The sequence below is a fragment of the Methyloligella sp. GL2 genome (assembly GCF_013341275.1).
In the GTDB taxonomy this organism is placed as follows: Bacteria; Pseudomonadota; Alphaproteobacteria; order Rhizobiales; family Methyloligellaceae; genus Methyloligella.
In genome coordinates, this window is record NZ_CP054476.1 from 2,851,203 (window position 1) to 2,862,956 (window position 11,754).

Here is an 11,754-nt window from a genome sequence, read left to right on the forward strand (position 1 = left end):
CGCTCGCCAATCGCTCAAAACGTCCGGTCGGCGACATTGCCGCCGAGCCGAACCAGAGTGACGATGAAGAACAACACGACCAGCGCAGCCAGTGCCCAGGCGATTGCCACGGAGCGGCGGCGGCGGCGGCGTTTGAACTCATCGGAATCGACATCGTCCATTAAACCGTCCAAAGCGGCGGGAGAGGACCGCCGCCTATACCAAAGGCGTGCTCGACCAGGAGCACGGCAAACAACAAGAACAGATACAGCACCGAATAGGCGAAGAGCTGCTTGGAAGCGCGGTAGCTGGTGTCGCCCTCGCGCTCGCGCCAGCAGCGCACCGCGAAGACCACGAACAGCGCGCCGAGCACGGCGGAGGCGGCGAGATAGAACACTCCACCAAGACCGATAAAGGCAGGCACGCAGCCGAGCGGCGCCAGGATCAGGCTGTAAATCAGGATCTGGCGGCGGGTGGCCGCCTCACCCGCGACCACGGGCATCATCGGCACGCCGACCCGGGCGTAATCGCCGGAGCGATAGAGGGCCAGGGCCCAGAAATGCGGCGGCGTCCAGATGAAGATGATCAGGAACAGCACGATCGGCGCCAGGGTCACCGAATCGGTGGCCGCGGCCCAGCCGATCACCGGGGGCATGGCGCCGGCGGCCCCGCCGATGACGATGTTCTGCGGCGTGGAGCGCTTCAGCCACATGGTGTAGATGCCGACATAGAAGCCGATAGTGCCGGCAAGCAGGGCAGCAGACAGCCAATTGACCATCAGCCCCAAACACATCACCGCGCCGATGGAGAGCACGATGCCGAAGGCGACAGCCTCGCTATGCTCCACCCGACCGCGCGGAATCGGGCGGCTGGCGGTGCGGGTCATGCGGGCGTCTATATCGGCGTCGTACCACATGTTCAGGGCACCGGCGGCGCCGGAGCCCACCGCAATGCAGAGCAGCGCGGCAATGGCCAGCACCGGATGGATTGCCTCGGGCGCGGCGACCATGCCGGCGAGCCCGGTGAACACCACCAGGAACATGACCCGCGGCTTCAGCAGAGCCAGGTAATCGCCGACATCACCGCCTAGAGTGGCGTCGAGGGCGGCATCATAGCTCTGTGCCTGGGATTGGGAGATATCGGCCATAGTGCAAAACTCGAAGACTGTTCTAGAGGCCGTTGCCAGCCAGGTCGGACCGGCCCCTCGCTTTTGCGTGGTTTGCATCTGCAAGGGGCCGTGCCGTCATTGTTGTCCTTACTTGATCCGCGGCAGCGTCTCAAAGCAGTGATACGGCGGCGGCGAGGACAGGGTCCATTCCAGCGTCGTCGCACCGGCACCCCACGGATTGTCGGCTGCGCGGGTCTTCTTCATGAAGGCCTGAACGATACCGAACAGGAACACCAGCATACCGGCAAAGGCGAGATAGGAGCCGATCGAAGCCACCAGGTTCCACCCGGCGAAGGCATCCGGATAGTCGGCATAGCGCCGCGGCATACCAGCCAGGCCGAGGAAATGCATCGGGAAGAAGGCCAGGTTGGCGCCGACGAACATCAGCCAGAAATGCAGCTTGGCGATGAACTCGGAGTACATGTAGCCGAACATTTTCGGGAACCAGTAGTACCAGCCGGCGAAGATGGAGAACACCGCACCGAGCGACAGCACGTAGTGGAAGTGGGCCACCACGTAATAGGTGTCGTGCAGCGAGCGGTCGACGCCGGCATTGGCCAGCATCACGCCGGTGACGCCGCCGACGGTGAACAGGAAGATGAAGCCCAGCGCCCAAACCATGGGAGCGCGGAACGACATCGAGCCGCCCCACATGGTGGCGATCCAGGAGAAGATCTTCACGCCCGTCGGCACCGCGATCACCATGGTGGCGAACACGAAATAGGCCTGAGTGTCGACGCCGATACCGGCGGCGTACATGTGGTGGGCCCAGACGACGAAGCCGATCACGCCGATAGCGACCATGGCGTAGGCCATGCCGAGATAGCCGAACACCGGCTTACGGGCGAAGGTCGAGACGATGTGGCTGATGATGCCGAAGCCCGGCAGGATCAGGATGTACACCTCGGGGTGACCGAAGAACCAGAACAGGTGCTGCCACAGCAGCGGATCGCCGCCCTTGGCGGAATCGAAGAACGCAGTGCCGAAGTTGCGGTCGGTCAGCAGCATGGTGATGCCGCCGGCCAGCACCGGCAGGGACAGCAGCAGCAGGAACGCGGTCACCAGCACGGACCAGGCGAAGAGCGGCATCTTGTGCAGCGTCATGCCCGGCGCGCGCATGTTGAAGATGGTGGTGATGAAGTTGATGGCGCCAAGGATTGACGAGGCACCGGCAAGGTGCAGCGACAGGATGGCGAAATCGACGGCCGGCCCGGGCGAGCCGGTGCTGGAGAGCGGTGCATAGAGCGTCCAGCCGCCGCCGACGCCGGTGGCGCCAGGGCTGCTCGGCATGAACAGCGAGATCAGCAGCAGCCCATAAGAGGCCGGAAGCAGCCAGAACGAGATGTTGTTCATCCGCGGGAAGGCCATGTCCGGCGCGCCGATCATCAGCGGCACCATCCAGTTGCCGAACCCGCCGATCATCGCCGGCATCACCATGAAGAAGATCATGGTCAGGCCGTGAGCGGTGGTGAAGACGTTGAACACCTCCGGATCGCCGAAGATCTGCATGCCGGGCTCCATGAGCTCGGCGCGCATGGCGACGGAGAGCGCAGCACCGATGACACCGGCCGTGATCGCGAAGATCAGATACATCGTGCCGATATCTTTGTGGTTGGTCGAATACAGCCAGCGGCGCCAACCGGTCGGGTGGTCCTCGTGGTGCGCAGCTTCTGCTTGGGCGTGGTCTGCCATGACTGTCTTCCTCGTTCTCAACGTAACGTTTTAAGTCTGACGACTAAATTCTAGCGGTCGGGCGGGCCTAGCGCTGCTCGGTTTCGGCGGATGCGAGACGCTTTGCGTCGGCTTCCGGCGCGTCGGCCGCAGGCCCCGTCTCCTCTTCGGCATAATGCTTATCGCTGCCGAGGGAGGCTTCCTTCGTCTTGGCCAGCCAATCGGCGTATTCGTCCTCGCTGACGACACGGATCTCGATCGGCATGAAGGCATGGTTGCGGCCGCAAAGCTCAGAGCATTGGCCGTAGAACGTGCCTTCGTGCTCGGCGCGGAACCAAGTGGTCTGCAGGCGCCCCGGCACGGCGTCGAGCTTGATGCCGAAGGACGGAACCGCCCAGTCATGGATCACGTCGGTGGACTTCACCTGGACCAGAACGTTCTTGCCGACCGGAACGACGAGCGGGTTATCGGTCGCCAACAGCCGCGGCTGACCTTCTTTCAGCTTGTCGTCGGAGAGCATGAAGGAATCGAAGTTGATCTCCTCGTCCGGGTACTCGTAGCTCCAATACCACTGATGGCCGGTGGCGGTGACCGTCAGGTCGGCCTTGGGATAATCGTATTGGGCGAAGAGGAGGCGGAAGGAGGGAATCGCGATCGTCACCAGGATGAGGATCGGAACCACGGTCCAGACCACCTCGAGCAGCGTGTTGTGCGAGGTGCGGGAAGGCTCCGGATTACGCTTGTCGTTGAAGCGGAACATCACGATCGCCAGCAGAACCAGCACGAAGATGGCGATGGCGAAAAGGATCGTGGTGACGAAGGTGTGGAAGCCGTGGATTTGCTCCATGATCGGCGTTGCAGCTTTCTGCATGCCGATCTGCCAATCGTGAGGCTGGCCGTCCTGCGCATAGGCCGAACCGCTGAAAACCAGCGCGGCGAACGCAAAAATACTCAGAAAACGTCGATCAAAAAACCCCATCTTGCACTCCTCAGTGTGCCCCGCCGGTGCCGGGAGCGACGCGCTCCAGCATCCGTGAACCTCCCTCAACACCGTGGACGTGACACGCCCCTGTGTGGTTACGAGACAAGAGGAGTTGTCGCGGTCTAATAGACCGCGTACGGCGTTCTCCCCCTTCTCGCTTCTTGCTTTGGCGTCGCGTATGCCACAGCCCGCGAGCCCCTTTTTAACGTGTAAAAATCATAAACAATATAGATTGGCAATACTCATCATTCCTGGCCTATGCGGCATATGCACGCTCGCGACGATAGAACTCGGTTATGCTGCAACGCAGTATATGGTTCGACCGCCCAATCGCGATGCCAGCAGCCCGGCCGTATGATTTCCGCCTTGCAGCGGGTCGAATTTTGGCCTTATTGCTTGGCCAAATCGACCTGGCTTCGCCCCGTCTAGAGTATGGCTCACGCTTTGCAGCGCATCCCCTCCTCCGCTAGTTTGGCCGCTATGATTCGCGTCCAATCCGGCTTCAAGTGTCGCTTCACATTCTCCCGATTCCGCACCCGATGGGCGCGGACCGGCACTGGCTTGATGCTGGCTTTGGCGATTCTTCTGACCGGCCCGGCCGGCGGATTCGCCCAGGAGACCGAGTCGGAGCCGACCGGCGTAACGGGTCCTGGCAGCGTGGTGAAGGAGACTTACGGCGCTTGGCAGCTTTCCTGCCGCACGCCGCCCGGAGCGCGGGAAGAAAAATGCGCCCTGGTGCAGAGCGTGACCGCCGCGGACCGGCCCAATGTCGGGCTCACCGTGGTGTTCTACAAGGCGGTGGCCGAGGACAAGAAGCTGCTGCGCGTGGTGGTGCCGCTCGGGGTGCTGCTGCCGACGGGGCTGGGGCTGAAGATCGACGACGAGGATGTCGGCAATGCGCCGTTCCTGAAATGCAGCCGCAATGGCTGCATCGCCGAGGTGGTGCTGCAGGATGCGGTGATCGAGAAGATGAAGTCGGGCAAGCAGGCCGTGTTCATCATCTTCGATACCTACGAATCCGGCATCGGCATCCCGGTCTCGCTGGAAGGCTTCACCAACGGGCTGCGCGGCGTGAAATAGCGCCTGAGCGGCTTTGGCCGCCGCAGCCTCCGACCATCCGAATTTTTCGAGAGCATAAAAAAGATCGGCGGCAGAGGCCTCTACCGCCGATCTATCATCCGTCGGGGGACGGACGCCATCTCGCCCGTGCAGGGTAGCGGACGAGAGGATAACTTGCCCCAGTTAACTGGCGACTAGAGCGATAAGTTTCAACAGCACTGTAGCAGAATTTTGGCAGTCCCACGAAGCTTTTGAAAAATCGGTGTTATTTCGCGGGCAGCGCGGGCGCGTGACCGTAGGCTTCGGCGGCGAAAAGCCGGTCGATCTGGCCTTGCCAGGGACCAGCGAAATCGGCCAGCAGCCGGTCGGCGGGCACGCCCCGCTCCAGGCTGGCCCAAAGCGGGTCGAGATGGACCCGCTCGTCGCGCCCCGACAGATCGAGCACGGCACGGCGGCGCAGCCCCTCTTCGGCAAGCCTCATCATCACTTTCGCGATATCGGCGACGGTGCCGCCGCGGAACGGCGCATCCAGCGCCTGGCGCGGCACGGCATCGCGTAAGGCCTGGCGCTCTTCCGCGGTCCAATCGGCAATCAGATCGGCGGCGGCGGCCAGGGACTGGCTGTCGTAAAGCAGCCCCACCCAGAGCGCCGGCAGAGCGCAGATATAGGGCATGGAGCCCCCGTCGGCGCCGCGCATCTCCAGGAAATGCTTCAGCCGCACATCAGGAAACGCGGTGGTCAGGTGATCGGACCAGTCCGAGAAGGTGGGCCGCTCGCCGGGAAGCGCCTCGAGCTTGCCTTGCAGGAAATCGGCGAAGGAGGCGCCGGAGACGTCGATATAATGCCCGTCGCGATAGACGAAATACATCGGCACGGAGAGCGCGTAATCGACATAGCGCTCGAACCCCATGCCGTCCTCGAAGGCGAAGGGCAGCCCGCCGGTGCGGTGCGGATCGGTGTCCCGCCAGATCTCGGCGCGATAGGATTTGAAGCCGTTGGGCTTGCCTTCGGTGAAAGGCGAATTGGCGAACAGCGCGGTTGCGACCGGCTGCAGCGCGAGGCCGACGCGGAGCTTTTGCACCATGTCGGCTTCGTCGGAGAAATCGAGATTCACCTGAACGGTGCAGGTGCGGAACATCATGTCGAGGCCGAGATTGCCGACCTTCGGCATATAGGCCGCCATGATCTTGTAGCGCTGCTTCGGCATCATCGGGGTTTCGGCCCGGGTCCATTTCGGCGAGAAGCCGAGCCCCAGGAAGCCAATGCCGAGATCGCGGCCGACCTCCTCCACTTCGGTAAGATGCTGGCGCAGCTCTTCGTAGGTCTCGTGCACCGTCTCAAGCGGCGCGCCGGAGAGCTCGAACTGGCCGCCGGGCTCCAGGCTGATCACCCCGCCCTTGGGGCAGTCGGGCCGGTTGAGGCCGATAATGTTGCCTTCTTCCATGACCGGGTGCCAGGCGAAGCGCTTCTCCAGCCCTTCCAGCAAAGCACGCACGCCGCGCGGCCCTTCGTAAGGGACGGGGCTGTCATCGGCTTCGTAGAAGAGGAATTTTTCGTGCTCGGTGCCGATGCGCCAATCTTTTGCGGGCTTGTTGCCCTTCTCCAGATGAGCGACCAGCATATCCCGCGACTCTATGATGGGGCTCGATGGCCCATCAACGCGTGTCGACATGGGATGAACTCCGGTTGTAGCGGGATGGCCGACCTTTAGCGGCGGCGATGCGCCTTGGATCAAGCGCTGTCGGCTTCCCTTTATCGCGTATGCTTCGTGCGCCTGACAAGTCCTACCGCCAATCCCCGAGCACGGCGTTAACAAGAGCAAGCGCGGCGACGGCGGCGGTATCGGCGCGCATGATCCTCGGTCCCAGCGAAATGGGGTGGACGAAGGGCTTTTCAAGCAGCATCGCCCGCTCCTCTTCGTGGAAGCCGCCTTCCGGGCCGATCAGCAAGGCAAGCGGCCCGGGCGCAATGGCCTCCAAGCTTTGCAAGGGCGATTGCCCGCCGGCCTGCTCGTCGGCGAAGACGATGCGGCGGTCCGCATTCCAGTTTTGCAGCAGCTTGGGCAGCTTTACCGGCTCGTCCACCTCCGGCACCCGCAGCACGCCGCATTGCTCCGCCGCCTCGACGGCATTGGCCTCCAGCCGGTCGATGCGGACCCGCTCGGCCACGGTGTGACGCATGATCACAGGCTGCAGCCGGCTCACCCCCATCTCGGTCGCCTTCTGCGCCATATAGTCGAGGCGGGCGCGTTTCAGCGGCGAAAAAAGGTAATGCAGATCGGGACCTGCGCTTTGCGGCCGGGTTTGGTCCACAAGGCGGAGCCTGGCGCCGCTTTTTCCTGCGGAAATCAGCTCTCCGAGCCACTCCCCCTCTTCGCCGTTGAACAGAAGAATGTTATCCCCCGGCTTGAGGCGCAGCACATTGGCCAGATAATGGCTTTGTGCGGCGGGACACTCGACCTCCGCGCCCGCACGCATTTGCGCCTTGACGAAGAGCCTCTGAAGCTTAGACGGCATGGCAGATGTTTTTCGGCATCAGGTGAAGAAACAGCAGGTGACATGACACGTCCTGGAAGCCAAGGCAAAAGCCAACCTGCAGCCGGCCAGAGCGCGGTGGCCGACGCCGTGCAAGGCAATTGGGTGGACCGCTACGCGCCAAAGGCGCTGCTCCCCTTCCTGCGGCTTGCCCGGGCGGACCGGCCGATCGGCTTCTGGCTCTTGGCGATCCCCTGCTTCTGGTCGGTGGCACTGGGCTACCGGGTGGAGGGGGTCGCGTTTCCCGATATCTCTATCCTGTGCCTGTTCGGCCTGGGCGCCTTCGTGATGCGCGGGGCGGGCTGCACCTATAACGACATTGTCGACCGGGATATCGATCAGGGGGTGGCGCGGACCCGCTCCCGGCCGATCCCTTCCGGTCAAGTCAGCGTGAAAAGCGCCATCGCCTTCATGCTGCTGCTCTGCCTGATCGGGCTTGTGGTGCTGCTCTGCTTCAACGGGCTGACCATCTTCCTCGGCTTCCTGGCTCTTCCCATCGTCGGGCTTTACCCCTTCGTGAAGCGGTTCAGCTATTGGCCGCAGGCGGTGCTGGGGCTGGCTTTCGGCTGGGGCGCGCTGATGGGCTACACCGCGGTTCAGGGCGAGCTCGACTGGGCCCCGATCCTGCTCTATCTCGGCGCGATCTGCTGGATCATCGGCTATGACACGATCTACGGCCATCAGGACCGGGAGGACGATGCCCTCTTGGGACTGAAATCCACCGCGCTCCGCTTCGGCAGCAACTCGCGCATCTGGCTCGCCGGATTTTATGGCACGGCCTGGGTGCTGTTCACTCTGGCCGGGCTCGCGGCGCAATGCGAGATCGTGTTCCTGCTCGGCATGGTCGCGGCCGGCGCGCATCTTTTCTGGCAGGTGGCAACCCTGGATATCGACGATCCGGACAACTGCCTGATGCGGTTTCGCTCGAACCGGGATTTCGGGGCGATTGTATTTGCCGCCATCGTTGCCGATATGTACCTGGCGGCGGTGCTGTAATCCCCAAATCTGGGGTTCGCAAAGTTCTAAGCCGGAAAAGTTTGATCCCGGGGCGCGGATTTTGACCGCGCATTCCCGGGATCCCCAACTGACGCCTTACTGTTAACTTCCTGCGTGTGGCCTTTGCGGCCTTACTTGGGAAGCATCTTGCACGGGAAGTTTTCCGAATCACTTAATGGACAATGTTAACGCCGAGTTTCGAACCTCCGCCCCACACGTATGATTTCTAACGACTTTCGCGAATGACAGCTCTCAAACAAAGCGCCGAGACCGGCGCCCCCACACTCCAGGACGACCTTGCGCTGCTGAAGGCCGCGGTACGCGACAGTGGTGCGCTGGCGCTCGGCTATTTCGACCGGCACTCGCTGCAGGTCGACAAGAAGCCCGACGGCAGCGAGGTCAGCGAGGCTGATCTTGCGGTCGATGCGGCGCTGAAGCGCGAGCTGGAGACCCCGCGCAAGGATTATGGCTGGCTTTCGGAGGAAACCGAGGACGACCGTTCCCGCCTGTCCCGCAGCCATGTCTGGGTGGTGGATCCGATCGACGGCACCCGCGCCTTCGTCCGCAGCATCCCGGAATGGACGATTTCGGCGGCGCTGATCGCTGACGGCGCGCCGGTGCTGGGCGCCGTGTACAACCCGGTCACGGACGAATTCTTTCACGCCATCAAGGGCGGCGGCGCCTTCCTCAACGACGAGCCGATCCGGGTTGGCACCGATAAGGGGCTGGCCGGCGCGCGGCTGATCGCCAGCGGCGGGCTGTTCCGCAAGGCGATGTGGCGCGATCCCTGGCCGGAGGTGGAGACCCGCTGGGTGAATTCGGTCGCCTACCGGCTGGCGCTGGTGGCTGCCGACCAGGCCGAGGCCACCATCTCGATGTCGCCGAAAAGCGAATGGGACGTGGCGGCGGCAGCGCTGATCGTGGAGGAAGCCGGCGGTGCGGTGACCGATCATGCAGGCAAGCCCTTCGCCTACAACCAGGCAACCCCGAAAATCCCCAGCGTCATCGGGGCGCCGCCGGCCATACACCATGCGATCATCGAGCGCACGCGCCAGGTAGAAATCTAGCCGCCGATTGGGCAAAGTGGCGGGCATCCAAGGACCAACAGGGGATAGTGAGGGAGAACGGCGTGGTGAAACCGGACCAGTTGCTGCATTTGGTGTTCGGCGGAGAATTGACGGCGGTCGATCAGATCACCTTCAAGGACGCAAGCGCACTCGACGTCGTCGGCATTTTTCCCGACTACCAGGCCGCCTATGACGCCTGGAAAGAGGCCAGCCACCGCAATCTGGACGACGCCTTGATGCGGTATTTCATCGTCGATCTCTCAGAGCTGATGGTGCCCGACAAAGACAGCGCCGGCTAAACGCCGGCGCCCGCCTCGCCGGAGCACCCGCATATGGCCGTCTGCTTCGTTTGGTGTTAGGACCCCAGCCAGCCGGCATGGTAGAAACCGGCATGGGGTTCGGCCCCGGGACTAAATGCCCGAAATCGAGGGAAATCCTTGAAAGATCAGTTGTTCAGTGATGCCCGCGACATTGCGCGCAAGAAGGACGGGCTGGACGCGGACTACACGACCCGCGAGATCGTGGTTCGCATCTGGCACGAGCATCTGCGCCCGCGTCTCGGCCTGCTTGCCATCGCCACGGCCGCCATGGTGCTCACCGCGGCGACGACGGGCGCGATCCCATTTCTGATCCAGACGGCGGCGGACGATGTGTTCGTCGCCAAGAAGCAAGAGATGATCTACTGGGTGACCGGCGGCATCGTCGCGATCACCATCATCAAGGCGCTCGCCGAATATGTGGCTCAGGTCACGGTTGGCTATCTCGGCCATCGTTTCATCGCCGACTTACGCATCCAGATGTTCGGCCAGTTGACCCGAGCCGATCTCGGCTGGATCCAGAACGTGCATTCGGGCCGGCTGCTCTCCGGCTTCCTCAACGACTCCAATCTGATCCGCGCCGCCGCCAGCCGCTCGCTGGTGACGCTGGGCGAAAACTATCTGAAGATCGTCATCCTGGTCGCCACCATGTTCTACATGGATGCGCGCTTCTCGATCCTGATCCTGCTATTCATGCCGGTTGCCTGGGTGCTGCTCGGGCGGCAGCGGCGCAAGATGCGCAAATCCACCAGCAAGTCGCTGCAGGAGACGGGCGACCTCAGCGCGCTGGTCTCGCAGACCTTGCGGGGGATGCGCGTGGTGCGCGCCTACGGGCAAGAGGACAAGGAGAAGTCCCGCGCCGCGACGACGGTCAACCGGGCGCTGGAATTCACCATGCGCGGCATGCGGGCCCGGGCGCTGTCCAGCCCGTCAGTGGAGCTGCTCACCGGGTGCGGCTTTGCGCTGGCGATCTATTTCGCCGGCACCAAGGGCATCCGCGGCGATCTCACCCTGGGCCATTTCATGGGCTTCATGACTTCGGCCGTGCTGCTCTACCCGCCGCTGAAGAGCGCTGCCACCTTGCAGACCCAGCTGCAGGAAGGCATGGCCGCGGCGAGCCGCGTGTTCGGCATCATCGACCTGCGGAGCAAGATGGAAGAAGCGCCGGACGCCAAGCCACTAGCGCTAAGCAAGGGCGCTTTGACTTACGACAATGTCAGCTTCGCCTATGAGCGCGGCACGCCGGTGCTGCAAGGCGTCAGCCTTGCCATCGAGCCCGGCAAGACCGTGGCGCTGGTCGGCCCGTCCGGCTCGGGCAAGAGCACCATGGTCAATCTGGCGCTCCGCTTCTTCGATCCGACCGAGGGCAAGGTCTCGATCGACGGGCAGGATATCGCCCATGTCACCGTCTCTTCCTTGCGCGACGCCATCGCCCTGGTGACCCAGGACCCGGTGCTGTTCGACGACACGGTGCGGGCGAATATCGCTTACGGCTCGCGGGCGGTGAACGAGGACGAGGTGATCGCGGCGGCCAAGGCTGCGGCGGCGCACGAGTTCATCAGCAATCTGCCGCAAGGTTACGACACGGTGGTCGGCGAAGCGGGCGCGCTGCTTTCCGGCGGCGAGCGCCAGCGCGTCGCCATTGCCCGCGCGGTCTATAAGGATGCACCGATCCTGCTGCTCGACGAGCCTACCAGTTCGCTGGACTCCCAGGCCGAGGCCAAGGTGCAGAAGGCGCTGGAGCAGTTGATGGAAGGCCGCACGGTGCTGATGATCGCCCATCGCCTTTCCACGGTGAAGAAGGCCGACATGATCTGCGTGCTGGATCAGGGACGGATCGTGGAGACCGGCCGTCACGAGGAGCTGGTCGCCAAGGGCGGCCTCTACGCACGGCTGCACCGCACGCAATTCGATATCGGGGGCGGGTTCGGCGCGGAAGCGGTCGACGACCCGGACGCGGTCGCGATGGCCGGCGAATAGG

The 11,754-nt window shown here is 63.3% G+C and carries 11 protein-coding genes; 5 read left to right on the forward strand and 6 right to left on the reverse strand.

Going from position 1 to position 11,754, the window contains the following annotated elements; translation table 11 throughout:
• Positions 1-14: 14 nt before the first annotated feature.
• The 4 genes from HT051_RS13295 to coxB form a co-directional block, all read right to left on the reverse strand.
• Complete coding sequence (locus tag HT051_RS13295) at positions 15-161, reverse strand: hypothetical protein (RefSeq protein WP_174542481.1); 147 nt, start codon at positions 159-161, stop codon at positions 15-17.
• On the reverse strand, positions 161-1,126 hold the full coding sequence (locus HT051_RS13300) for a heme o synthase (protein WP_174542482.1): 966 nt from the start codon (positions 1,124-1,126) through the stop codon (positions 161-163). The genes HT051_RS13295 and HT051_RS13300 overlap by 1 nt, the downstream gene beginning before the upstream one ends.
• A gap of 108 nt (positions 1,127-1,234) precedes the next feature.
• Positions 1,235-2,839, reverse strand: coding sequence for a cytochrome c oxidase subunit I (gene ctaD, locus HT051_RS13305; protein ID WP_174542483.1), 1,605 nt, complete (start codon positions 2,837-2,839; stop codon positions 1,235-1,237).
• Positions 2,840-2,906: 67 nt separating this feature from the next.
• Positions 2,907-3,797, reverse strand: a complete 891-nt coding sequence (gene coxB / locus HT051_RS13310) for a cytochrome c oxidase subunit II (protein WP_174542484.1) — start codon at positions 3,795-3,797, stop codon at positions 2,907-2,909.
• A 567-nt stretch (positions 3,798-4,364) separates the two neighbouring features.
• Between coxB and HT051_RS13315 the strand changes: the two genes are divergently transcribed.
• On the forward strand, positions 4,365-4,880 hold the full coding sequence (locus HT051_RS13315; RefSeq protein WP_174542485.1) for an invasion associated locus B family protein: 516 nt from the start codon (positions 4,365-4,367) through the stop codon (positions 4,878-4,880).
• A gap of 244 nt (positions 4,881-5,124) precedes the next feature.
• Here HT051_RS13315 and HT051_RS13320 read toward each other — a convergent pair whose 3' ends face one another.
• Entirely contained in the window at positions 5,125-6,531 is a 1,407-nt protein-coding gene (locus tag HT051_RS13320) for a glutamate--cysteine ligase (RefSeq protein ID WP_174542486.1), read from the reverse strand.
• A 112-nt stretch (positions 6,532-6,643) separates the two neighbouring features.
• Entirely contained in the window at positions 6,644-7,375 is a 732-nt protein-coding gene (locus tag HT051_RS13325) for a 16S rRNA (uracil(1498)-N(3))-methyltransferase (protein WP_174542487.1), read from the reverse strand.
• 42 nt (positions 7,376-7,417) lie between these two features.
• Here HT051_RS13325 and ubiA point away from each other — a divergent pair, with 42 nt between their 5' ends.
• The 4 genes from ubiA (at position 7,418) to HT051_RS13345 (ending at position 11,753) form a co-directional block, all read left to right on the forward strand.
• Positions 7,418-8,389, forward strand: a complete 972-nt coding sequence (ubiA, locus tag HT051_RS13330) for a 4-hydroxybenzoate octaprenyltransferase (RefSeq protein ID WP_174542488.1) — start codon at positions 7,418-7,420, stop codon at positions 8,387-8,389.
• Between the two features lie 242 nt (positions 8,390-8,631).
• Positions 8,632-9,456: a 3'(2'),5'-bisphosphate nucleotidase CysQ gene (locus HT051_RS13335; RefSeq protein WP_174542489.1), complete on the forward strand. Its 825-nt coding sequence runs from the start codon at positions 8,632-8,634 to the stop codon at positions 9,454-9,456.
• A gap of 62 nt (positions 9,457-9,518) precedes the next feature.
• Positions 9,519-9,755, forward strand: a complete 237-nt coding sequence (locus tag HT051_RS13340) for a DUF4170 domain-containing protein (protein ID WP_174542490.1) — start codon at positions 9,519-9,521, stop codon at positions 9,753-9,755.
• Positions 9,756-9,893: 138 nt separating this feature from the next.
• Positions 9,894-11,753, forward strand: coding sequence for an ABC transporter ATP-binding protein (locus HT051_RS13345; protein ID WP_174542491.1), 1,860 nt, complete (start codon positions 9,894-9,896; stop codon positions 11,751-11,753).
• Position 11,754 lies beyond the last annotated feature (1 nt).